The organism is Methylobacterium phyllostachyos (assembly GCF_900103445.1).
Taxonomy (GTDB): domain Bacteria; phylum Pseudomonadota; class Alphaproteobacteria; order Rhizobiales; family Beijerinckiaceae; genus Methylobacterium; species Methylobacterium phyllostachyos.
On sequence record NZ_FNHS01000002.1, the window covers coordinates 315,541 to 338,579 of the forward strand.

A 23,039-nucleotide genomic window follows, 5' to 3' on the forward strand; every position below is an offset into this window, starting at 1 on the left:
CCAGACGTGGTGTCACTGGATTGCTTCGCTGCGCTCGCAAAGACGGCAAAGCCTTCGCGTGCGTCGAGCACAAGATTTCTTAGGAGGCCGCTACCCGCAGGGTCAAGCGCGGCGACGGATCGCCTTCTGAGCGCCGTAGCCGACGATCGCCCACAGCAACGCCGCAACGGCCCGGACCGGGAAGAAGGTCGGCCCGTCATGGGTCACTGGGGCCGGCCAGGGGATGCCGGCCGCGCTCACCGCGTAGGAGAACAGCACCGAGAAGCCCAGGGCCGCGATCGCCGCGATGAACACCTTGCCGAACTGGCTCGCAGTCCAGCCGAGATAGAGCGCGACCACGATCAGCGCCGGGTCGAACCCAGCCCAGATCCAGACCGTCCAGGGGTAATACGGGACGGTCATGCCCACCACGGCTCGGGCAATTGGGTCCGTCCGGCCGAATCCTCAATCACCTGGGCCACCGCGAACAGCGTCTCCTCGTCGAAGGGCCGGCCGATGAGCTGGAGGCCGAGCGGCAGCCCCTGACCATCAAGCCCCGCCGGCACCGCGATGCCCGGGAGGCCGGCCATATTCACCGTCACGGTGAACACGTCGTTGAGATACATCTCCACCGGGTCGGCCGAGGCCTTCTCGCCGATGCCAAAGGCGGCCGAAGGGGTGGCCGGCGTGAGAATCGCGTCGACGCCGTCCGCGTAGGCAGCCTCGAAGTCGCGCTTGATCAGCGTGCGGATCTTCTGCGCGCGGACGTAATAGGCGTCGTAATAGCCGGCCGAGAGCACGTAGGTGCCGATCATGATCCGACGCTTCACCTCGCGGCCGAAGCCGGCGGCGCGGGTATTCTCGTACATCCCGGCGATATCCTTGCCGGGCACCCGCAGGCCGTAGCGCACGCCGTCGTAGCGGGCGAGATTCGAGGAGGCCTCGGCCGGCGCCACGATGTAGTAGGCCGGCAGCGCGTAGGAGGTGTGCGGCAGCGAGATTTCCTTGATGGTCGCGCCGGCCGCTTTCAGCCACGCCGCGCCCTCATCCCAGAGCTTCTGGATCTCGGCCGGCATGCCGTCGACCCGGTACTCCTTCGGGATGCCGATGGTCAGACCCTTCACGCCGCGGGTGACCGCCGCCTCAAAATCGGGCACCGCAAGATCCGCGCAGGTCGTGTCGCGGGCATCCGCCCCGGCCATGGAGCCCAGCAGGATCGCGCAATCGCGCACCGTGCGGGCGATCGGGCCGGCTTGATCCAGCGACGAGGCGAACGCCACCGTACCCCAGCGCGAGCAACGCCCGTAGGTCGGCTTGATCCCGACCGTGCCGGTAAAGGCGGCGGGCTGGCGGATCGAGCCGCCGGTATCGGTGGCGGTAGCGCCCAGGCAGAGGCGCGCCGCGACCGCGGCGGCCGACCCGCCCGAGGAGCCGCCGGGCACGATCGCCGCGTCCGAGCCCTTGCGCCGCCAGGGCGAGACCACGTTGCCGAAGGCGCTGGTCTCGTTGGACGAGCCCATGGCGAACTCGTCGAGGTTCAGCTTGCCGAGCATCACGGCACCGTTGCGCCAGAGATTGGCCGAGACCGCCGATTCGTAATGCGGCTCGAAATTCTGCAGGATCTTGGAGCCCGCCGTCGTGGTCACCCCGTGGGTGCAGAACAGGTCCTTGATGCCGAGCGGGATGCCCTCCAGCGGCCGGCCCTCACCGGCCGCAAGCTTCTGGTCTGAGGCGTCCGCCATCGCCAGGGCGCGATCCGGCGTCTCCCGGATGAAGGCGTTCAGCGCGCGGGCCTTCTCCATCGCGTCGAGATGCGCCTGCGTCAGCTCGCGGGCCGAGAGCCGCTTCGCCTTGAGGGCGTCGCGCGCCTCCGCCAGGGTGAGTTCGTTCGGATTCACGCTGTTCCCGTCCCCGCGCGCCGCGGCGCGCCCATCAGAAATCCGGTCCGCACGAGTCGAGCCGGAACCGGCCTACTCGACCACCTTCGGAACCAGGAAGTAATTGTCCTCGGTCTCGGGCGCGTTGGCCACGACGTCGGCGGCGCGGCCGCCCTCGGTGACCACGTCCTCGCGCTTCTTCATCGCCATCGGGGTGACGGAGGTCATGGGCTCGACGCCGGACACGTCGACCGTCCCGAGTTGCTCCACGAAGGCCAGGATCGCGTTCAGCTCGCCCTGCAGCGGCCCGACCTCGTCGTCGGTGACCGCGATGCGCGCCAGATGCGCGATGCGCCGAACCGTCTTCTCGTCGACCGACATGCCGTCCCGTTCGCCCCTGTCCGGGGGCGGCCCCCCGGGATCGGCCGGGCTATAGCACCGGCGTCCGACGCGCCGCAACGCAGGGCGTCGGCGGTAGTGGATGGCGGCTCGGACCCATGACGCTCGAGGGCGGTCCCGCCGTCAGGTCACGACGTGGTGCGGCGTTACCGACATCTCGATGGTGATGCCGGGCCGCTGCACCGGCTCGATCATGGCTTGGGTGAAACCCAGCACCAGGATCTCGAACGCGAGCAGAAGCATGAGGCGGTGCTTGCGCCGCAGGGCGGACCGCGACGGGGCGGAACGGGTGAGCTGGCCGATGGTCGACAAGGCGGGGACCCGAACAATGGTTTAACGATGTGTTTACCTACCTAACACGAACGGCTGCGCGCACATCCGGTGCGATCTACGGAGGGCTGCAAGGCTGTGGACAGGGAAGCGGGATCGATGTGGGAGCGCGTGTTCACCAGCCTGTCGCCGGGCTTCATCCCGGATGAAGCGGCGCTCGAGCGCGCGGCGGCGGAACTCGGCTTTCCCCTGCCCGCCTCTTATCGCAGCTTCTGCACGACCTGTGGTGTCGGATTGGCGGGCGATCAGTTCCGGATCGCGGTGCCGGCGCCGTTCGAGGCGTGCGATCTGATCACCCAGGCGGGCATCATCGCACACAGCGTCGGATCAGCCATCGGGATGCTGGCGGACGGCGCCGAGCCGCACCGATTCGATATCGAGGACGGCGACCCGAGCATCGTCGAGCGGGCCTGCTTCTTCGGCCACGGTGAGGATGGCAGCTTCCTGTTCTGGGACGTCTCCGGGAGCGACGGGGAATACGATATCTGGCTGCTTGCGCCCGATCTGGAGACGATCCGGTTCGCCGGCGAGACCCTTGGCGACTTCTTCATGACGGTCACCGCCCCGACCGCGCTCCTGGTGCTGGGCACGGGCGCGGAGCCGTTGCCCGCGCGCTTCGAGGGCGTCACCGAGGCAACCTTGGCACGCAGCGCTCAGGCGGAGTCATGAATTTCGACGCCATTCGCGCTTTCTCGGAAGCCTCGCGCGGCGGGGCCCGGCTCATCGGGGTCGATCTCGGCACAAAGACGATCGGCCTCGCGCTGTCGGATCTGGGGCGGCAGATCGCGACGCCGCTGGAAACGATCCGGCGGGTCAAGTTCACTCCGGACGCACAGCGTCTCGCTTCCCTGTGCCGTCAGCACGCGGTGGGCGGCCTCGTGGTCGGGCTGCCGCTGAACATGGACGGCACCGAGGGTCCGCGGGTGCAATCCACGCGGGCGTTCATGCGCAACCTCGCGCCTATCTTGCCCCTGCCCCACGTCTTCTTCGACGAACGCCTCTCCACCGCGGTCGTGACCCGGGCGCTGATCGAGGCCGACGCGTCCCGGGTCCGGCGGGGCCAACTCGTCGACAAGCTCGCTGCCGCCTACATCCTCCAGGGCTGCCTGGACGTGATGCGCAACTTGGCCGACGCCGATCGGGAGGACGACCCGTTCAACGACTGATCAGCGAGACCGAGCCGCTGCCGTGCCGCTCGATCCGGCCATCGAGTTCGAGTTCCAGGAGCACGGTCTGCACGATTCGGACGCCAACGCCGGCGCTGCGCGCCAATTCATCGGTCCCGATCGGGCTTGGGCTCAGCAGGGCGACGATGCGTGTGCGGTCGTCGTCGGGCTCGAAGGGATCCTCCAGATCCTCGCAGGGCGCCGGTAAGGTGCGCGCGAAGGGGGTTTGCCCGGCCGGTTCGGTTGGATCCAGCGCGTCCAGGTCGATCTCGTCCCAGAAGCTCAATTGCTCGCGGAGATCAGGCCGACCGCGCGCCGGTGCTCCGTCCGCATCCGGGCCGCGCTCGATGAGCGGGCCGATCACATCGAGGACGTGCGCGACCTCGGACACGAGGGTGGCGCCCTGGCGAATCAGGTCGTTGGTGCCCTCGGCCCGGGGATCGAGGGGTGAGCCCGGCACGGCGAACACCTCACGATTCTGCTCCAGGGCATAGCGTGCCGTGATGAGCGAGCCCGAGCGCCGCGCCGCCTCGATGACGACGGTGCCGTAGGACAAGCCGGAGATGATGCGGTTACGCCGCGGGAAGTCGCGACCACGGGGCTCCCACCCCATCGGCATCTCGGCGACGACGGCACCGCCCTCGCCTAGAATCGCATCGACCAGAGACGCGTGGTTCGCTGGGTAGATCCGGTCGTGGCCGCCGGCCATCACCGCCACGGTACCGGTCTGGAGGCAGGCCTTGTGGGCCCGGGCATCGATGCCCCGGGCGAGACCTGAGACCACCGCCAAGCCCGCTTGGCCCAGGCCATGCGCCAACCGCTCCGTGAAGGCGAGCCCCGCCGTCGAGGCGTTGCGCGAGCCGATGAGGGCCACGCTGGGACGGTTGAGGATCGCGCCGCCGCGCACGGCCAGGAGCGGCGGTGCGGCATCGATCTGTTGCAGGAGGTGTGGGTAGTCGGCCTCGCCGGTGGCGATCAGTCTGCCGCCGAGGCGGATCAGCGCCGCGATCTCGTCCTCGGCCCGCGCACGGTTCGGGGGCTCCAGCCGCTTGCCCTGGCGGCGGCCGAGATCGGGCAGCGCGTCGAGGGCGGCTGCCGCACTACCGAAGCGGTTGATTAAAGTGCGGAAGGTGCGTGGACCGATACCTTCGGTGCGAATCAGACGCAGCCAATCGAGACGTTGTGCATCGGTGAGCTGCATACGATCCTCCAAGGACCGCGCATCTCGTGCGTGCGCTCAGCCCTTCTGGCCGATGCGCCCCTCGGTGCCGGACGCGAGGCGGCGGATGTTGGGCGCGTGCTTCCACCATAGCAGCGACGCCAGGATGAGGAACAGCACAGCTTGCGTCGGAGCCCCGAGCGCCCACAGAACCAGGGGTGTAGCCGCCGAGGCTGCGAGCGCCGCCAGCGACGAATATTTGAGCGCGAAGGCGAGCCCGAGCCAGATCGCCGCGAACGCGCCCAAAGCGGGCGGAGAGAAGGCGAGGAGCACGCCGATGAAGGTGGCGACGCCCTTGCCGCCCTTGAAGCCGAGCCAGACCGGGAAGAGATGGCCCAGGAAGGCACCGAGCCCAGCGGCGAGCGCAGGCCCCTCGCTCAGGTTTCTGGCGACCAGGACGGCTGCGGTGCCCTTTAGGGCATCGCCCAGCAGCGTCGCGGCGGCGAGGCCCTTCCGGCCGGTGCGCAGCACGTTGGTGGCGCCGATATTGCCGGAGCCGATCGCCCGTACGTCGCCGAGGCCAGCGAAGCGCGTCAGGATCAGACCGAACGGGATCGAGCCCAGAATGTAGCCGAGGACGAGGCCGACGAGAGCCGCCAGAGTGACGAGGTCCGGAGGCATCAGGCCGCTGCCGCCAAATCGTCGCTTGCGTGAACGACCCTGCCGGCGACCAGCGTCAGAACCGCGGCGCCCTGGAGGCGGGCCTCGTCGAAGGGCGAGTTCTTGGAACGCGACTTCAAACGGCGCTTGTCGAGCACGTAGGGCAGGTCGCGGTCGATCAGGATGAGATCGGCGGGCGCGCCGACTGCCAGCCGGCCGGCATCCCGACCCAGGATCCGGGCCGGGTTCACCGTCAGCGCAGCGAGGAGCTTGGGGAAGGCGAGATCGCCGGTATGGACGAGGCGCAGGGCCGCGCCGAGCAGGGTCTCGATCCCGAGGGCGCCGTCCGCAGCTTCCGCGAACGGGAGGCGCTTGGTCTCGACATCCTGCGGGTTGTGGTCGGAGACGACCACGTCGATCACGCCTTCGTCGAGGGCCCGCACCACCGCCTGGCGGTCGGCTTCGTCGCGCAGGGGCGGCGAGAGACGGCAGAAGGTGCGGTAATGGCCGATGTCGTTCTCGTTGAGCACGAGGTTGTTGACGGAGACGCCGCAGGTCACGGGCAGCCCATCCTGCTTGGCCCGACGGACGATCTCGACCGAATCGGCGCAGGAGATCATCGCCGCATGGTAGCGGGCGCCGGTAAGACGCACGAGGCGGATGTCGCGCTCCAGCATCACCGTCTCGGCCTCGCGGGGGATGCCCATCAGGCCGAGGCGGGAGGCGAGCTCGCCCTCGTTCATCACACCTTCGGCGACGAGGTCGTCGTCCTCGACATGCTGCATGACCAGGGCATCGAAATCCCGAGCGTAGGTCAGCGCGCGGCGCATGACCTGAGCGTTCTTGACGGCGTGCAGCCCGTCCGTGAAGGCAACCGCCCCGGCCTCCTTGAGCAGGCCGAACTCGGTCATCTCGCGCCCGGCCAAGCCCTTGGTGATGGCCGCGGCGGGCAGGACGTTGACGCTGGCCGTATCGCGGGCGCGGCGCAGCACGAAATCGACGATCGCCGGACCGTCGATCACCGGGTTTGTATCCGGCATGCAGACCAATGTCGTGACGCCCCCCGCGGCGGCGGCCGCGCTGGCCGAGGCCAGGGTCTCCCGATGCTCGGCTCCGGGCTCGCCCACGAAGGCGCGCATGTCGATGAGGCCGGGCGTCAGCACCCGGCCGGCACAGTCGATTCGGATCGTATCTTCCGGCGCGCCGGGGGCGGCGCCGCTCGCAATATCGGCGATCCGGCCGTCCTGGACGAGGACCGTGCCGGCGGTTTCGCGGCCCGTCTCCGGATCGAGGAGGTTGGCATTCGCCAGGAGGTAGCTGCTCACAGGGGCGTTCTCGCCGAAGATGCCGGGCTATCGAGGCGCATGGCGAGGCCGGCGGCGGCCATATGGGCCTTGGCCTCGGCGATGGTCGCCTGCCCGAAATGGAATATGGAGGCGGCCAGCACGGCGCTCGCGCCACCCTGGGCAACGCCGGCCACGAGGTCGTCGAGCCCGCCGACGCCGCCGGAGGCAATCACCGGCACGGTGACGGCGTCGCTGATCGCCCGCGTGAGGGCGAGGTCGTAGCCGGAGCGCGTACCGTCCTTGTCCATGGAGGTGACGAGCAATTCGCCAGCCCCCTTTTCCGCTACCAGGCGCGCGAAGGCGACGGCGTCGATCCCTGTCGGATCGCGGCCGCCATGGGTGAAGATCTCCCAGGCGGCCGGGGTGCCGGGCGGCGAGACGCGCTTGGCGTCGATCGCGACGACGATGCACTGGGCGCCGAACTTCTCCGCGGCCCGGGCGACCAGATCCGGATCCTTCACGGCTGCGGTGTTGATCGCGACCTTGTCGGCCCCGGCCAGCAGCAGCGCTCGCACATCCTCGACGGTGCGCACCCCGCCGCCGACGGTCAGCGGCATGAAGCAGGCCTCGGCAGTCCGGCTGACGATGTCCAGCAGAGTACCGCGGGCCTCGCGGCTTGCCGTGATGTCGAGGAAACACAGCTCGTCGGCGCCGGCCGCATCGTAGACCTTGGCGGCCTCGACGGGATCGCCGGCGTCGCGCAAGCCCTCGAAGCGCACGCCCTTCACGACGCGCCCGTCCTTCACGTCGAGGCAGGGAATGATGCGGGTCTTGAGCACGGCGTCTCGGCAGTTCGGTTCAGGGTTCGGGATCGATCGCGAAGGTGCGATCCATGATGTCCTGATAGGTGTAAGGGCAGGTCTGAGGGAAGCCTCCGAGCGCGAGCCCCGTCTCTTGCGCCGCCTCTAGGCGCGCGAGGCGATATGCCTTGCCGATGGCCTCGACGAGGCGGCTCTTCAAACCCGGACACTCCTTCAACGCGTCGCCGATATGGACGCGGTGCGTCGCAATCGAGATCGACCAGCTCCGTGCCCACTCGGAGGGCTGGTGGTCGATCTTCAGCATGTGTAGCAGAACGGCACGTGAGGCGCTCACCAGACTGGCGAACTGGCTCCCGCCCGTGCTCTCGATCTCCGCGGCCAGGTTTTCGCGGTCGAGCCCCGAGTCGTCCCCGGTCCGCAAACGCGCGCCCCGCTCCTGAGTCCAGCTGTAGAATCTATCCGCGTCAGCCGTTCCGGCGGCGGCGGCCCGGGTCTTCAATGCCGTCATCGAAGCCTCCCGTGTCGGCGCTTCTATCGCAGCTGAACTATCACGAAGCCGGGCCGCGCGCCGCAGCGATCGCCGCCAGGGCCGCCTGCGGATCGATGCGGCCGTCATAGAGCGCCCGCCCCGTGATGGCGCCCGCGATCAGCGCGCAATCTGGCTGGAGCAGCCGGTGCACGTCGTCGATCGAGGCGAGGCCGCCCGAGGCGATCACCGGGATGCGCACGGCCTGCGCCAGCGCCAGGGTCATCTCGACGTTGAGGCCCTTCAGGATCCCGTCGCGGGCGATGTCGGTGTAGATGATGGCGGCCACGCCCGCGTCCTCGAAGCGGCGGCCCAGTTCCTCGGCGGTCATGCTGGAGGTCTGCGCCCAACCCTCGACGGCCACCCGGCCGTCCTTGGCGTCGATGCCGACCGCGATCTTCCCGGGATGCTGACGGGCGGCCTCGCGGACGAAGCCGGGGTCGCGCACGGCCGCGGTTCCGATGATCACCCGGGCCACGCCCTTCGCAAGCCAGCCTTCCAGCGTCTTCATCTCGCGGATGCCGCCGCCGAGCTGAACGGGGATCGTCACCGTCTCAAGGATCGCGTCCACCGCCGCCGCGTTGCGCGGGGTGCCGGCGAACGCGCCGTCGAGATCGACCACGTGCAGCCAGGGGAAACCCTGCGCCTCGAAGATCGCGGCCTGCGCGGCCGGATCGTCGCCGAAGACCTTGGCTTGGGCCATGTCGCCCTGGACGAGGCGGACGCAGCGTCCCTCCTTGAGGTCAATCGCCGGGTAGAGGATCACGGGTGTATTTGTCCTTGTTGCCGTCGCACGAGCGCCCTCAGGGCCGCCAATGCAGGAAATTCGCGATGAGCGCGAGGCCCAAGCGCTGGCTCTTCTCAGGGTGAAACTGCGTGCCCGCGATGTTGCCGCGGGCGACGAGCGCGGTGACCGGTCCGCCGTAATACGCCCGGGCCACCACGTCGTCGGGGTTTTCGGGGATCAGCGCATAACTGTGGACGAAATAGGCGTGCAGGCCGTCTTCGCCGGTCGGAATGCCGGCCAGCAGAGCGTGGTCACGCGCCGGCCGCAAGGTGTTCCAACCCATATGGGGCACCTTGAGCGCCGGATCGGCGGGCTGGATCGGCCCGACATCGCCTGGGATCCAGCCGAGACCGGGCGTGATGGCGTATTCCAGCCCACGGCTCGCCAGGAGCTGCATGCCCACGCAGATCCCCAGGAATGGACGGCCCGCGCCGTGGGCAGCCTGCGTCATCGCCTCGATCATACCGGGCACGGCGTCGAGCCCGCGTCGGCAATCGGCATAGGCCCCGACGCCGGGGAGAACGACGCGGTCGGCCTTGGCGACCACGTCGGGGTCGGCGGTAAGGCAGATCCGCGCGTCGCACCCACTCTCGCGGGCGGCGCGCTCGAAGGCTTTGGCGGCGGAATGGAGGTTGCCGGATCCGTAATCGATGATCGCGACTGTCTCGGTACTCATGTTGGGGTACTTATGCCTCGAACCTCATACGCGCATCGAGCGAGCATCACCGGGCGCCTTCCCGAGCGGGGAAGAGGCCGATGACCGGCTCCGCGCGGCGGGACGGCCCAGCAGGGAACGGCGGGCGCGAGGCCGAAGCCATGCTGCCGAGCCAACGCTCGAAGGCACGGGTCTCAGCCTCCGCAGGACTTGCCGCGATGACCGTGTCGCGCATGGGCATGTCGCGCCGGGCGAGCGTCCAGCGGCGCAGGGTCGACGCTTCCAGCCCGATCAGCCACGCGGCCAGCAGGGCGGCGATCAGGCCGGCGCCGGTCGGCAGACCGAGCAGAATCCCCCCGCCGGCGAGTGCGATCAAGCCGAGGAGCACGATCAGCGCGGCGAGCCAGAGGCGATGAAACAGGAACCAAAGAACGGTGAAGGCGAAGGCCGGCCAGGAGAAGCCGTCGGGGACGAGCACCGCCCGATCCAGGCCGAGGCTTTCACCCGGCCGCGCATCCTCCGGCAGGTGGAGCGTGTAGCTGCGCATGCGCATCGCGGGACTCCGGCGATAGTACCCTCCGATCGCCGCTGGGCGATCCGGACGGACGGTGAGGTGGTCTACAGGGAGCCCTTCGTGGAGGGAACGCGTCCCTCCTCCCGCGGATCGATCGCGACCGCCTTCCGCAAGGCACGGGCCAGCCCCTTGAAGCAGCTCTCCGCGATGTGGTGGGCGTTGTCCCCGTAGAGCGTCTCCACATGAAGCGTCAGCCCGGCATTCATCGCGAAGGCCTGGAACCACTCCCGCACGAGTTCGGTGTCGAACTGGCCGATCTTCTCGACCCGGAAGGTCGTGCGGAAGACCAGGAACGGGCGGCCGGAGATATCGACGCAGACCCGGGTCAGCGCCTCGTCCATGGGCAAATGAATGTCGGCGTAGCGGGTGACCCCGCGCTTGTCGCCCAGCGCCTTGGCGAAGGCTTGACCGAGGGCGATGCCGCAATCCTCGGCCGAATGGTGCTGGTCGATGTGCAGATCACCGTCCACCTTCACGTCGAGGTCGAACAGGGCGTGCCGGGCGAGCAGATCCAGCATGTGATCGAGGAAGCCGATCCCGGTAGCGATCGTCGATCGCCCTGTCCCGTCGAGGGCGACCGTCACCGCGATGTCGGTCTCCGCGGTTTTCCGGGTGATGGTGGCGCTGCGCATTCGTTCTGGGCTTTGCGTCGGGAGCGGCGGCAGCCGCTCGCGCCTTCTAAAGGGACTTCGTCCGGAATGGAAAGGGTGCCCGCCTATGCGTTCAGCACCCGACCCGCTACGGCGTCGAGCTTGGCGAGCAGCGCGGGGTCGCGAACGGCAGGCGCCGTCATGATCGCCCCGTCCAGCGCCCGGTGCGATCCGGCTGGGCAGGGTTCGCGCTCGGCCGGGAAGTCGCGCGCCAGCCGGGCCACCAGCCGGGCCGCCTTGTCGGCATTCGCGCGGGCAACAGCCACGACGGCGGCCACGTCGACGGCGTCGTGGCCCGGATGCCAGCAATCGTAGTCGGTCACCATCGCGATGGTCGCGTAGGTGATCTCGGCTTCGCGGGCGAGCTTGGCCTCGGGCATGTTGGTCATGCCAATTACGTCGAACCCCTGCGCCTTGTAGGCCCTGGATTCGGCGAGCGAGGAGAATTGCGGTCCGTCCATGCAGACATAGGTGCCGCCGCGATGGACCGGGATGTCTTCGGACTTCGCCGCCGCGGCGATCCGCGCCTGGAGCCCGGGACCGACCGGATGGGCGAGGGAAACGTGCGCCACGCAGCCGTCGCCGAAAAAGGACGCGGCGCGCCCATGGGTGCGATCGACGAACTGATCGACCAGGACGAACAGGCCAGGCGGCAACTCCTCGCGGAACGAGCCGCAGGCGGAGAGAGAGACGAGGTCTGTGACGCCAGCGCGTTTCATCGCGTCGATATTGGCGCGGTAGTTGATGCCGGCGGGCGAGAAGCGGTGGCCGCGCCCGTGCCGGGCCAGGAACACGATCCGGGTGTCGCCGATCCGCCCGATACGCAGGGCATCCGAGGGCTCGCCCCAGGGGGAGGCGATGCGTTCCTCGCGCACGTCCTCAAGCCCAGGCAGATCGTAGACGCCCGAGCCACCCATCACCCCGAGAACCGCTGCCGTCATGCCAAATTCCCTGTCGTGGCGCGGCGCCTCGAAGAACCGCCTGTCCCATACGCAACCTCATCCTGAGGTGCCCGAGCGCAGCAGAAGCCTCGAAGGAGCCCTCCAGATGGCGCAGCGATCCCTGAAGCCCTCCTCGAGGTCCGCTGTCGCGGACACCTCAGGATGAGGTGGTGAGCGGGACAGACGTCGCCGGAAGGCCGACCATCGCGGCGACCGAGCGGTAGCATGGAGCCCAAGCCCAAAAAAGATGGGCCTCCGCAAGGGAGGCCCATCCGAACCAAGGCAGCAATTTGGCCGGCCTCAATAAGCCTTGTGCAATTCCGGCTGGAGGCCGTGCACTTCGCCGCCGACATCGGCCCAGATCTTCTTCTTCACGTAATAGAGCAGCCCCGACAGGATGATCAGGAACAGGATCACCCGGAAGCCAAGGGCCTTGCGGTCCATCATGTGCGGCTCGGCTGCCCACATCAGGAAGGCCGCGACGTCCTTGCCGTACTGATCGACGGTCTCGGGCACCACCGGCTGGCCCTTGTCGTCCTTCGCGTAGGTCACCTGACCGTCGGTGATCGGCGGCGGCATCGCGATGATATGGCCGGGATAGTACTTGTTGTAGTGGCCGCCATCCGGGACCGTAAAATCCTTCGGCGGATCCTCGTAGCCGTTGATCAGCGCGTGGATGTAGTCGGGCCCCTGCTCCGAGTAGCCCACCAAAGGCAGCCAGTCGGTCAGGAAGTAGAGCGAACCACGGGAGAAGGTCCGCGCCTTGGCGATCACCGAGAAATCCGGCGGCGCCTTGCCGCCATTGGCCGCCGCCGCGGCCTGGTCGTTCGGGAAGGGCGGCGGGAACGTGTCGGCGGGACGGCCGGGGCGGTCGAACATATCGCCCGCATCGTTCGGCCCGTCCTTGACCTGATAGGTCGCTGCGAGCGCCTTGACCTGGGCGGCCGTGAAGTCCGGCCCGCCCTCCTGCGCGAGGTTGCGGAAGGCGACCAGCTTCATCGAGTGGCAGGCCGAGCAGACTTCCTTGTAGACTTGGAAGCCCCGCTGGAGCTGCGCGGTGTCGAAGCGGCCGAACGTGCCGGCGAAGCTCCAGTTCACGCGGGCCGGGATCGGTCCGCCATGCCCTTCCTGGGCAGAGGCCGGCGCGGCGCCGAGCAGCAGGGCCGCTAGGGCGGCGGTCGAGAGGACGCGTGTCATCATCATGGTCCCGTCGTCAGCCCGTCAGCCCTTGGTGGTCGGAGCGGCGGCGGCGCCTGCCGGCATGCCGGATCCGCTCACCTGCTTACCCGGCCCGGTCACGCTCTCGAGGATCGAGCCCGGCAGCTTCTTCGGCGTCTCGAACAGGCCGCAGAGCGGCATGACGATCAGGAAGTGGGCGAAGTAGTAGGCCGTGCAGACCTGCGCAGCGAGCACGTAGCCCCCTTCAGGCGGCTGCGAGCCGAGCCAGCCGAGCAGAAGGGTCGCGCCGATGAACACCCAGAAGAACTGGCGGTAGATCGGCCGGTAGTTGCACGAACGGATCCGCGACGTGTCGAGCCAGGGGGCGAAGGCCAGGATGATCACCGCCGAGAACATCAGGATCACGCCGCCGAGCTTGCTCGGGACCGCGCGCAGGATCGCGTAGAACGGCAGGAAGTACCACTCCGGCACGATGTGCGCCGGCGTCACTGCGGGGTTCGCCGGGATGTAGTTGTCGGCATGGCCGAGGAAGTTCGGCTGATAGAACAGGAACCACGCGAACAGGATCATGAACACGCAGGTCGCGAACACGTCCTTTATGGTCGCGTAGGGCGTGAACGGCACCGCATCCTTGCCCGACTTGATCGGAATGCCGGCCGGGTTGTTCTGACCCGTCACGTGCAGCGCCCAGACGTGCAGGACGACGACGCCGGCGATCATCCAGGGCAGCAGGTAGTGTAGCGAGAAGAAGCGGTTCACCGTCGGGTTGCCGACCGAGTAGCCGCCCCAGAGCAACGTCTGGATCGTGTCGCCGACCACCGGGATCGCCGCCAGGATGTTGGTGATGACGGTGGCACCCCAGAAGCTCATCTGGCCCCAGGGCAGCGTGTAGCCCAGGAACGCCGTGGCCATCATCAGCAGGTAGATGACGACGCCCAGGATGTAGAGCACCTCGCGCGGGGCCTTGTACGACCCGTAGTAGAGTGCGCGGAACATGTGGACGTAGACCGCCACGAAGAACATCGATGCGCCGTTGGCGTGCGCGTAGCGCAGCAGCCAGCCGTAATTCACGTCGCGCATGATCTTCTCGACGGAATTGAAGGCGCCCGTCGCCGAAGGCTCGTAGTGCATCGCCAGCCAGACGCCGGTGACGATCTGCATGCCCAGGAAGGCCGCCAGGATCGCGCCGAAGGTCCAGAAGTAGTTGAGGTTCCGCGGAACCGGATAGGCGATGAAGGACGAGTGCACCAACCCTGCGATGGGCAGGCGCGCCTCGAACCATTTGGCCACGCGGCTCTTGGGGACGTAGGTGCTGGCCGTTCCGCTCATGCTTCCGTCCTCCTCAGGCCGCTTCCTTGCCGCCCTCGCCGATCCGGATCTTGGCGTCCGTCTCGAAGGCGTAGGGCGGGATCGGCAGATTGATCGGCGCCGGCCCGTGGCGGACGCGGCCGACCGCGTCGAACTGCGAGCCGTGGCAGGGGCAGGCCCAGCCCTCGAAATTGCCCTGGTGACCGATCGGGACGCAGCCGAGATGCGTGCAGTTGCCATAGACGACAAGCCACTGGTCGTGGCCGGTCTTGACCCGTGTCGTGAAGGCGGCCGGGTCGATCATCGCGGAGAGCGGCACCGCCTTCATGTCGCCCACCTCCTTCGCGGTGAGCTTGCGCACGAAGATCAGCTTGCCGCGCCAGAAGACGTTGACGATCTGCCCGTCCTGAATCGGGGTCAGATCGACCTCGATCGGCGCGCCGGCCGCGATGGTGTCGGCGTCAGGCGCCATGGACGAGATCAACGGCCACGCCGTAGCCGCTGCTCCGACCGCCAGCCCGGCACCCGTGGCCAGGAACAGGAAGTCACGACGGCTACCTTCGTGCCCGTGGGTCTCTTGCCCGTGGCCCGCGGGAGCGGCGGCTGATGTGTTCGCCAAGATTGTGAACTCCGTGCGTTGGCGTGAGGGCCGCAGGCGCCCTGCCTTGGTTTCCCGGCTACCGCCTGAATCAAAGCATTATCGTTCTAATGCGGGCAATGAGACCGTCTGCCGCCCCCGAGTCAAGCGGCCGGTTGCACTGCATCGATACGGCCGCGACAACTTTGTCCGCTTATGTTGCCGGGTGCGGCCCCGGGCGCCGAACGGCCGGTGCGAGCGAACGCCGTCACGGGGGGACCGGCTTGACCGAAAGATCGTCGGCGGCAGGACCTTAGGCTGCGGCCGTGTCGTAACGGTTCGCCCCGTCCGCCAGGAACCCCCCCGACTGGCGCGCCCACAGGCCGGCATAAACCCCGCCGCGAGCGACGAGTTCGGCATGCGTCCCCTCCTCGACGATTCGGCCATGGTCGATCACCACCAGACGATCGAGCGCCGCGATGGTCGACAACCGGTGGGCGATGGCCAGCACGGTCTTGCCGGCCATCAATGTGTCGAGGGATTCCTGAATCGCCGCCTCGACCTGGCTGTCGAGGGCCGAGGTCGCTTCATCGAGGATGAGGATCGGCGCGTCCTTCAGGATCACGCGGGCGATCGCGATGCGCTGGCGCTGGCCGCCGGAGAGCTTGACGCCGCGCTCGCCGACCTGCGCATCGTAGCCCCGGCGCCCCTTGTGATCGACCAGATCGGCGATGAAGCCGTCCGCATGCGCCAACCGGGCCGCGCGCGCGATCGCCTCGTCGCCCGCATCGGGGCGCCCGTAGGCAATGTTGTCCCGGATCGAGCGGTGCAGAAGGGAGGTGTCCTGGCTGACCATCGCGATGGCCTCGCGCAGGGATTGCTGCGTCACCGTCGCGATATCCTGGCCATCAACCAGGATGCGTCCGCTTTCGACGTCATAGAGGCGCAGGAGCAGGCTTGCCAGGGTGGATTTACCGGCGCCGCTAACGCCGACGAGCCCGACTTTCTCGCCGGGGCGGATCGTCAGGGAGAAATTCTCGATCACCGTGGCGTCGCCGCGCCCATAGTGGAATCCGACATTCTCGAACCGCACTTCACCGCCAGTGACGGTCAGTGTCCGGGCATCGGGCGCATCGTTGAGGGCATGTGGCCGCGCCATGGTCTGCATGCTCTCCTGCACGACGCCCACGTTCTCGAAGACGCCGCGGACGGTCTGCATCACCCAGCCCGACATCGCGATGAGCCGGAGTACCAGCGCGAGCCCCGCCGAGGCCTCGCCGGTTGTCATGCCGCCGCCCTGCCAGAGGATCAGGCAGGCCGCCCCGGTGGCGATCAGCAGGGCGCTGTTGAGGACGCCCAGCAGCGATGTGGTGAGCGTCACCAGGCGGAACTGGTGCAGGTAGGCGTCGGTATGGACCTCCACGGCGTCGCGGACCGCGGCCCGTTCCTCCCGGTCGCGGGCGAAGAGCTTCACCGTGAGGATGTTGGTGTAGCTGTCGACGATGCGGCCGATCAGCTTGGAGCGCGTATCGGCGGTTTTGTGCGAGCGAGCCCGGGCCCGGGGCACGAACCACGCGGTCAGCCACGCATAGGCGCCGATCCAGAGCAGCACCGGCAGGGCCAACCATGGGGAGATCGAGCTGAATAACCCGACCGCGGTCACCGCGTAGATCGCGACGTAGAGCAGCGTGTCGATGAAGACGACGGCCAACTCCCGCACCGCCGGGCCGACCTGCACGACGCGGTTGGCGAGGCGTCCCGAGAAGTCCCCCTGAAAATACGAGAGTGCGTGGCCGAGGGTGTAGAGGTGCGCGCGCCAACGGATCTGGCTTGTCGATTGCGGCACGACGAGCTGGTTCGACAGCACCTCGTGAGCCCAGATTGAGAGCGGCCTGATCGCAGCGATCAGGAGCACCGCGAGCCCCAGGCCTGTCGCGTGCTCCGACAACACGGTCGCCCGATCGGCCGTGCCGAGCAGGTCGATGAACCACCGCATGACGAGGTAGAGCGAGGCCTCGACCGTGCCGGCAATCACCGCGATGACGAACAGCGCCGCGAGCGCAGCGCGGATCGGGCGCAGATAGAACCACGCGAATCCGATGACCGAGCGCGGCGGCATCTGCGATTCATCGAAGGACGCGAACGGATCGATGCGGCGCTCGAGCCAATCGAGGAACATGCTGCCTGGGATGTGACGCTACGGGAACCCTTCATGTAAGCGTGGCGCGCCCGGCGCCAACCGTGCGCCGAGGTCGCGGCAGGCTGATCGTGACCCGCCTCGACGCCAAGCATCCATGGTGGCACCCCGCCGCATCCGCACGGCGGAGAGCTGCAATCGCGACCGTCTCAGCGGTTCAGGGCGAGGCCTGCACCGGACTTGGTCAGCGCGCCTTCGAGGCCGGCGCCGCCCTGGCGCAGGCGCGCCGCGACCGTGCCGCCAGGTTGGTAGAGGTAGACCTCGCCGTCCCGGAAATCCCAGGCCGAGACCCGGGCCAGATCCTTGTTGGGGCAGCCGGAGGCCGAGGCCTTATAGAGATCCAGGGCCGGGGCGCTCGACAGCGTGACCTTGCAATTCGCCCCGGTCGCATCGCGGGCGTCCCAACTCCCGACCACGGCGGCACGGCCGGTAGCGACCACGGGCGGAGGCGGCGCCGGAGGGGTAACCGGCTCGGGAATCACTGTCGGCGTTGCTGGAGACAGCGCCGCCTGCGGACCCGGAGGGGGCGGCGCGTCCGGGCTCGCCGCCACGCCGGGCGGCGGAGCAAGGGGCGCTGCCGTCACAGTCCCCGAGGGTAGAGCCGGCACCGTCTCGAGGGCGGCCTGGGGGGCCCGGGTGCGCGGCGCGTCGAGCCGGCTGGATGCGCAGGCGCCGAGGCTGGCGCTCAGACAGAGGACGGCGAACGTCGGCAGGCTCGGTCGCAGCATCGATCCACTTGGGTCAGGTTTGAAAAGGCGCACGGCGGCGCTTCCGTCCTGACTCGGTGGCAATTGCGCTGACTGCAAGGCGGCCCCGGCGACCGTCGGTGAGTCCCACGTGCCGACGGCGCCTTTTCTCGACAGTGTGGCCGCGAGGCCGCAAGTCCTGCAATCAGAGGGTGCGCTCGACCATCATCTTCTTGATCTCGGCAATTGCCTTGGCCGGATTGAGGCTCTTCGGGCAGGTGTTGGCGCAGTTCATGATCGTGTGGCAGCGATAGAGCCGGAACGGATCGTGCAGGTTGTCGAGCCGGTCGCCGGTATTCTCGTCGCGCGAGTCGATCAGCCACCGATAGGCCTGGAGCAGCGCCGCCGGGCCGAGGAACTTGTCGCCGTTCCACCAGTAGCTCGGGCAGGACGTGCTGCAGCACGCGCACAGGATGCACTCATAAAGGCCGTCGAGGCGAGAACGGTCCTCGGGGGTCTGCCGCCACTCCTTCTCGGGGGCCGGGGTTTCGGTCTGCAGCCACGGCTCGATCGCCGCGTGCTGGGCGTAGAAGTTGGTGAGGTCCGGCACCAGATCCTTGAGGACTGGCATATGCGGCAGCGGATAGATTCGGATCGCCCCGTCCTTGTCCTTCCGGGTCATGACCGGCAGGGCGTTGTCGGGGTTCTTGCACTCGTCGATGCCCATCGTGCAGGCGAGCGCGTTCTGGCCCTCGATGTTCATCGCGCAGGAGCCGCAGATGCCCTCGCGGCAGGAGCGGCGGAAGACGAGCGTCGAATCGACCTTGTTCTTGATCCACAGCAGCGCGTCGAGGACCATCGGGCCGCAATCCTCACGGTCGACCTGATAGGTGTCGATCCGCGGATTGGCCCCGTCATCCGGGTTCCAGCGGTAGATCTTGAAGGTCTGCAGGCTCTTGGCACCCGGAGGGGCCGGCCAAGCCTTGCCCTGCGTGATCTGAGAGTTCTTCGGAAGGTTGAACTGAGCCATGGGTCTCGACGGCTTCCGCTAGAGCAGAGTGCGGCGGCTTCGGACTTAAGCCCGAGCCGCCACGCAAGATGCAAAGTTCAGGATCAGTACACCCGCGCCTTCGGCTCGATGTACTGGATCTCGTTCGACATCGTGTAGGTATGAACCGGGCGATAATCGATGTTCACCTGATGCCGGCTCTCGTCGAGCCAGGACAGGGTGTGCTTCATCCAGTCCTTGTCGTCGCGATCCGGGAAGTCCTCGCGGGCGTGGGCGCCGCGGGACTCGGTGCGGTTGGCGGCTGATTCCATCGTCACCACCGCCTGACCGATCAGGTTGTCGAACTCCAGGGTCTCCAGCAGGTCCGTGTTCCACACGAGGGACCGGTCGGTGACCTTCACGTCGGCGGCTGCGTTCCAGACCTTGTGGATCAGGCCCTTGCCCTCCTCCAGAACCTCACCCGTGCGGAACACGGCGCAGTTGTTCTGCATCGTCTTCTGCATCTCGGCGCGCAGCTCCGCGGTCGGCGTCGAGCCGTTGGCGTAGCGGAACCGGTCGAGGCGCTCGAGCGCCTTGTCGGTGGCGCCCTTCGGCAGTTCCATCGCGCGGCCGTTCGGCTCGACGATCTCGGCGCAGCGCTTGCCGGCGGCGCGGCCGAACACCACGAGGTCGATCAGCGAGTTCGAGCCCAGACGGTTGGCGCCGTGGACGGAGACGCAGGCCGCCTCGCCGATCGCCATCAGGCCCGGGACCACGGTGTCGGGGTTGCCGTCGCGCAGCGTCAGCACCTCGCCGTGATAGTTCGTGGGGATGCCGCCCATGTTGTAGTGCACGGTCGGGATGACCGGGATTGGCTCCTTGGTGACATCGACGCCCGCGAAGATTTTCGCGCTCTCCGAGATGCCGGGCAGGCGCTCGTGCAGGATCTTCGGATCGAGGTGGTCGAGGTGCAGGTAGATGTGATCCTTGTTCTTGCCGACGCCGCGGCCGTCGCGGATCTCCATGGTCATGGAGCGCGAGACCACGTCGCGTGATGCAAGATCCTTGGCGGACGGCGCATAGCGCTCCATGAAGCGCTCGCCCTCGGAGTTCGTCAGATAACCGCCCTCGCCGCGCGAGCCCTCGGTGATCAGGCAGCCCGCGCCGTAGATGCCAGTCGGGTGGAACTGCACGAACTCCATGTCCTGCAGCGGCAGGCCGGCGCGCAGCACCATGGCGTTGCCGTCGCCCGTGCAGGTGTGCGCGGAGGTCGCCGAGAAGTAGGCGCGCCCGTAACCGCCGGTTGCCAGGATCGTCGTCTGGGCGCGGAACCGGTGGATCTCGCCGGTGGCCTGATCGAGGGCGATGACGCCGCGGCAGCGACCTTCTTCGTCCATGATGAGGTCGAGGGCGAAGTACTCGATGAAGAAGTCGGTCCGGTTCTTCACCGCCTGCCCGTAGAGGGTGTGCAGCATGGCATGGCCGGTGCGGTCGGCTGCCGCGCAGGTGCGCTGGGCGGTGCCCTTGCCGTAATCGGTGGTCATGCCGCCGAACGGACGCTGGTAGATCTTACCTTCCTCCGTGCGGGAGAACGGCACGCCCCAATGCTCCAGCTCGTAGACGGCCGCGGGCGCGTTGCGCACGAGGTACTCGATCGCGTCCTGATCGCCGAGCCAGTCCGACCCCTTCACGGTGTCGTACATGTGCCAGCGCCAGTCGTCCGGGCCCATATTGCCGAGCGAGGCCGAGATGCCGCCCTGCGCCGCTACGGTGTGCGAGCGGGTCGGGAACACCTTGGTGATGCAGGCGGTACGCAGGCCGGCTTCCGAGCAGCCGACGGTGGCCCGCAGGCCCGCGCCGCCTGCGCCGACGATCACCACGTCGAAGGCGTGATCGTGGATGGTGTAGGCAGGCCCGCTGCCGTTGGTGCCGTTGGCGGCCATGGTCGGTTCCTCGAAAAGCGTGGTGGCGGGATTCAGGCCGGCTGACCGAAGCCGATGCGCAGGACCGCGTAGAGGCAGGCCACGGCCACGAGGACCGCGTAGACATTGTTGGCGAAGACGGCGGCGATCTTGGTCGCCTGCGCGTGGACGTAATCCTCGATGATCACCTGCATGCCGATACGCATGTGGAGGGTGACCGACAGGAGCGCCAGGATGAGGATGATCGAGACGAAGGGGTTCGCGACGATATGCACCGCGTCCGCGTAGCTGCGACCGGCCATGTTGGCGATGATGACCACGAAGGCCAGCATCAGCACCGTGTTGGTCACTGCGGTGATTCGTTGGAGCCACCAATGATTGACGCCGTGATGGGCGACGCCGAGGCCGCGCACGCGGGCCCGCGGGGTGCGGATCGAGACGCGTGTGTCCTGGCGGATCTGTTCCTGAGCCATTGCGCCCTCCTCAGCGGACCAGAAGGGCGACCGCCCAGATGACGAGGGTCAGCGCCACCGACCCGATCAGGGTCAGCCGGGACATGGCGAGGCGCTTCTCCCGATCGAAGCCAATGCCGAAATCCCAGGCGAAGTGGCGCAGGCCACCGAGCATGTGGTGCATCAAGATCCACGTGTAGACGAACAGGATCAGGCGTCCGATTATGGAGCCGAAAAATCCGGCCACGTAAGAATAGGCCACCGGTCCGGAAGCTAGGGCGAGCAGCCAGATCGCCACGAGGGCAGTCCCACCGTAGAGCGCCGTGCCGGTGATGCGGTGAAACACCGACATCGCCATGGTCCAGGTCCAGCGATAGATCTGGAGATGGGGCGAAAGCGGCTGTGCCACTGTCGGGCGGGCGGTGGGTGCCATCGGATTGATGCCTCGCAGCTGCGGACTGGACCGTCTCTAATCTGGTAGCGCTAGTGCCTGCGCGGGCAAGCTGCAATCCGTCATGGTGCGACGCAATGTGCCCGCTTGCGCAACACAAAACCGAATCTGTCACTTCAGCTGACCGAGCAGCCTCCACCACGCGTAATCGAGGGGCGCTGCCACGATGAGGCCGGCCAAGCCGAAGCTCAGGGTGAGCCGCGTCGTGTCCCGGAGACGGACACCACCGAGTTCACTGGCGACGACGATCGGCGGCGCCTGATAGGGAAAGAACACGGTCGCGTAACCCATGACCTGCAGCGAGACGACCGCCATCGGTGACAGACCGCTCGCCCCCGTCATCTCGCCCGCGAGGGCGGTGTATAGAGCAGGCGCGCCGTTGGCGGTGACGAGGAGCGTCAGTATCGTCGCCATGCCGGTGAGCACGGCGAAATTCTGCGCCGGCGCACCGGGCTCCAGCGGCGCCACCGCCAGAAGCAGGTGTCCGAGGCGCTCACCCAGCCCCGTCTCGTTGACCAGGGCCACGAGACCCAGCAGAGCCGCAATATAGAAGCACGTCCGCAGGTTGACCTGCTGGAACGCCTCGGGTGGCAGCACGCCGATCCGCGGCAGCAGGCAGGTCACCGCGGCAGCGAGGCCGACCCAGGCCGGCGCAAGCCCGTGCAGGCTGTCGGTCATCCAGAGCGCAAGCGTGGCGGCGAGGATCGTCGTGAGGCGCCGCTCAAGCGCGGAGAGCGGCGGCAGTGCAGGCAAGGCCCGCGTGCTCGAGTCCAAGCGATCGGGGAAGAGCCACACGATCAGGGCGATCAGGATCGCGCCCTTGACCAGGGCCAGCACCGGCGCGTGGAGGAGAAAGTACGACAGGTAGGAGAAGTGCAGATCCAACAGCCGCTCGGCCGAGCCGGCCATGACGAGGTTCGGAACGTTGGCGGGGAGGATCGCTGCGGACAGGATCGGAGTCGCGACGCCAACCGCCAGGATCGCACCGCTGCGGCCGGGACGGCCTGGGGCAAGGCCGAACGCATCGCAGAGTGCCAGGGTCACCGGGATCATCAAGGCGATTCGTCCCAGGTTGGAGGGCATCACGAAGGCGATGAGAAAGCTCAGCAGCACCAGCCCGGCGATGAGCTGCGCGTAGGAACCGGACAGACGCCGGGCCAGGAGATTTGCCATGCGGGCGCCGAGCCCCGTCCGTGTCATGCCCTGACCGACCACCATGCCGGACAGGACGAGCCAGAAGGCGGAGGTCGAGAAGCCCGAGAAGACCGTTGTGGCGCTTCCCAGCCGCAGGAGCATCGCCGAACCGAAGAAGCTCAGTGCTGTTACGACCTCGGGAAGCAGGGCGGTCGCCCAGAGACCCATGCAGAGCATCAGCAGGGCCGCCGTCGCCGGAACCGTTGCCACCACGCCCACGCGATCCCCCAACTCGCTCGATCTCACCGTGCCACCATCGTGGCCACCGTGGAACG

General features: G+C 67.9%; 25 protein-coding genes. 2 read left to right on the forward strand and 23 right to left on the reverse strand.

From position 1 onward, the window contains the following. Positions 1-102 precede the first annotated feature (102 nt). The 3 genes from BLQ49_RS04225 to gatC form a co-directional block, all read right to left on the reverse strand. Entirely contained in the window at positions 103-402 is a 300-nt protein-coding gene (locus BLQ49_RS04225) for a hypothetical protein (protein ID WP_091713905.1), read from the reverse strand. After that, entirely contained in the window at positions 399-1,877 is a 1,479-nt protein-coding gene (gene gatA, locus BLQ49_RS04230) for an Asp-tRNA(Asn)/Glu-tRNA(Gln) amidotransferase subunit GatA (protein ID WP_091713572.1), read from the reverse strand. The genes BLQ49_RS04225 and gatA overlap by 4 nt, the downstream gene beginning before the upstream one ends. 72 nt (positions 1,878-1,949) lie before the next feature. After that, positions 1,950-2,237, reverse strand: a complete 288-nt coding sequence (gene gatC / locus BLQ49_RS04235) for an Asp-tRNA(Asn)/Glu-tRNA(Gln) amidotransferase subunit GatC (RefSeq protein WP_091713574.1) — start codon at positions 2,235-2,237, stop codon at positions 1,950-1,952. A 447-nt stretch (positions 2,238-2,684) separates the two neighbouring features. Here gatC and BLQ49_RS04245 point away from each other — a divergent pair, with 447 nt between their 5' ends. Next, positions 2,685-3,254 (forward strand): SMI1/KNR4 family protein, encoded by a 570-nt coding sequence (locus BLQ49_RS04245; RefSeq protein ID WP_091713578.1) that lies wholly within the window; start codon positions 2,685-2,687, stop codon positions 3,252-3,254. Continuing rightward, on the forward strand, positions 3,251-3,751 hold the full coding sequence (gene ruvX / locus BLQ49_RS04250; protein ID WP_091713579.1) for a Holliday junction resolvase RuvX: 501 nt from the start codon (positions 3,251-3,253) through the stop codon (positions 3,749-3,751). The genes BLQ49_RS04245 and ruvX overlap by 4 nt, the downstream gene beginning before the upstream one ends. Here the strand turns inward: ruvX and dprA are convergent. The 20 genes from dprA to BLQ49_RS04350 form a co-directional block, all read right to left on the reverse strand. Continuing rightward, positions 3,741-4,952, reverse strand: a complete 1,212-nt coding sequence (dprA, locus tag BLQ49_RS04255) for a DNA-processing protein DprA (protein WP_091713581.1) — start codon at positions 4,950-4,952, stop codon at positions 3,741-3,743. The genes ruvX and dprA overlap by 11 nt on opposite strands. Positions 4,953-4,988: 36 nt before the next feature. Next, the gene (gene plsY, locus BLQ49_RS04260) at positions 4,989-5,591 is read right to left on the reverse strand and encodes a glycerol-3-phosphate 1-O-acyltransferase PlsY (protein WP_091713583.1); all 603 of its coding nucleotides are present in this window, start codon (positions 5,589-5,591) and stop codon (positions 4,989-4,991) included. Further along, positions 5,591-6,895, reverse strand: coding sequence for a dihydroorotase (locus BLQ49_RS04265; RefSeq protein ID WP_091713584.1), 1,305 nt, complete (start codon positions 6,893-6,895; stop codon positions 5,591-5,593). Before BLQ49_RS04265 ends, plsY begins: the two co-directional genes overlap by 1 nt. Beyond that, on the reverse strand, positions 6,892-7,695 hold the full coding sequence (gene hisF, locus BLQ49_RS04270) for an imidazole glycerol phosphate synthase subunit HisF (protein WP_091713586.1): 804 nt from the start codon (positions 7,693-7,695) through the stop codon (positions 6,892-6,894). Before hisF ends, BLQ49_RS04265 begins: the two co-directional genes overlap by 4 nt. A 19-nt stretch (positions 7,696-7,714) precedes the next feature. Further along, a complete protein-coding gene (locus BLQ49_RS04275; protein WP_091713588.1) occupies positions 7,715-8,185 on the reverse strand; it encodes a DUF29 domain-containing protein in 471 nt (156 codons plus the stop codon). 40 nt (positions 8,186-8,225) lie between these two features. After that, positions 8,226-8,969 (reverse strand): 1-(5-phosphoribosyl)-5-[(5-phosphoribosylamino)methylideneamino]imidazole-4-carboxamide isomerase, encoded by a 744-nt coding sequence (hisA, locus tag BLQ49_RS04280; protein WP_091713590.1) that lies wholly within the window; start codon positions 8,967-8,969, stop codon positions 8,226-8,228. A 37-nt stretch (positions 8,970-9,006) separates the two neighbouring features. After that, a complete protein-coding gene (gene hisH / locus BLQ49_RS04285; RefSeq protein ID WP_091713591.1) occupies positions 9,007-9,666 on the reverse strand; it encodes an imidazole glycerol phosphate synthase subunit HisH in 660 nt (219 codons plus the stop codon). Positions 9,667-9,712: 46 nt separating this feature from the next. Next, a complete protein-coding gene (locus tag BLQ49_RS04290) occupies positions 9,713-10,192 on the reverse strand; it encodes a DUF2628 domain-containing protein (RefSeq protein WP_425283976.1) in 480 nt (159 codons plus the stop codon). A gap of 71 nt (positions 10,193-10,263) precedes the next feature. Then, positions 10,264-10,851 carry an imidazoleglycerol-phosphate dehydratase HisB gene (gene hisB, locus BLQ49_RS04295; RefSeq protein ID WP_091713594.1) on the reverse strand — a complete coding sequence of 196 codons (588 nt, stop codon included), beginning with the start codon at positions 10,849-10,851 and terminating at the stop codon, positions 10,264-10,266. Between the two features lie 83 nt (positions 10,852-10,934). After that, complete coding sequence (locus BLQ49_RS04300; RefSeq protein WP_091713596.1) at positions 10,935-11,810, reverse strand: S-methyl-5'-thioadenosine phosphorylase; 876 nt, start codon at positions 11,808-11,810, stop codon at positions 10,935-10,937. Positions 11,811-12,110: 300 nt separating this feature from the next. Next, positions 12,111-13,013, reverse strand: a complete 903-nt coding sequence (locus tag BLQ49_RS04305) for a cytochrome c1 (protein ID WP_091713598.1) — start codon at positions 13,011-13,013, stop codon at positions 12,111-12,113. A gap of 18 nt (positions 13,014-13,031) precedes the next feature. After that, on the reverse strand, positions 13,032-14,318 hold the full coding sequence (locus tag BLQ49_RS04310; protein ID WP_091713600.1) for a cytochrome b: 1,287 nt from the start codon (positions 14,316-14,318) through the stop codon (positions 13,032-13,034). Positions 14,319-14,331: 13 nt separating this feature from the next. Next, the gene (gene petA, locus BLQ49_RS04315) at positions 14,332-14,916 is read right to left on the reverse strand and encodes a ubiquinol-cytochrome c reductase iron-sulfur subunit (RefSeq protein ID WP_091713601.1); all 585 of its coding nucleotides are present in this window, start codon (positions 14,914-14,916) and stop codon (positions 14,332-14,334) included. Between the two features lie 271 nt (positions 14,917-15,187). Further along, on the reverse strand, positions 15,188-17,053 hold the full coding sequence (locus tag BLQ49_RS04320) for an ABC transporter ATP-binding protein (protein ID WP_091713603.1): 1,866 nt from the start codon (positions 17,051-17,053) through the stop codon (positions 15,188-15,190). A gap of 167 nt (positions 17,054-17,220) precedes the next feature. After that, positions 17,221-17,799: an AprI/Inh family metalloprotease inhibitor gene (locus tag BLQ49_RS04325; RefSeq protein WP_091713605.1), complete on the reverse strand. Its 579-nt coding sequence runs from the start codon at positions 17,797-17,799 to the stop codon at positions 17,221-17,223. A 163-nt stretch (positions 17,800-17,962) separates the two neighbouring features. Continuing rightward, a complete protein-coding gene (locus tag BLQ49_RS04330; RefSeq protein WP_091713606.1) occupies positions 17,963-18,787 on the reverse strand; it encodes a succinate dehydrogenase iron-sulfur subunit in 825 nt (274 codons plus the stop codon). An 83-nt stretch (positions 18,788-18,870) separates the two neighbouring features. Then, positions 18,871-20,688, reverse strand: a complete 1,818-nt coding sequence (gene sdhA / locus BLQ49_RS04335; protein WP_091713608.1) for a succinate dehydrogenase flavoprotein subunit — start codon at positions 20,686-20,688, stop codon at positions 18,871-18,873. 32 nt (positions 20,689-20,720) lie between these two features. Then, the gene (gene sdhD, locus BLQ49_RS04340; RefSeq protein WP_091713609.1) at positions 20,721-21,140 is read right to left on the reverse strand and encodes a succinate dehydrogenase, hydrophobic membrane anchor protein; all 420 of its coding nucleotides are present in this window, start codon (positions 21,138-21,140) and stop codon (positions 20,721-20,723) included. A gap of 10 nt (positions 21,141-21,150) precedes the next feature. After that, a complete protein-coding gene (gene sdhC, locus BLQ49_RS04345) occupies positions 21,151-21,552 on the reverse strand; it encodes a succinate dehydrogenase, cytochrome b556 subunit (protein ID WP_091713611.1) in 402 nt (133 codons plus the stop codon). Positions 21,553-21,681: 129 nt separating this feature from the next. Further along, on the reverse strand, positions 21,682-22,932 hold the full coding sequence (locus tag BLQ49_RS04350) for an SLC13 family permease (RefSeq protein ID WP_091713907.1): 1,251 nt from the start codon (positions 22,930-22,932) through the stop codon (positions 21,682-21,684). Positions 22,933-23,039: the final 107 nt, after the last annotated feature.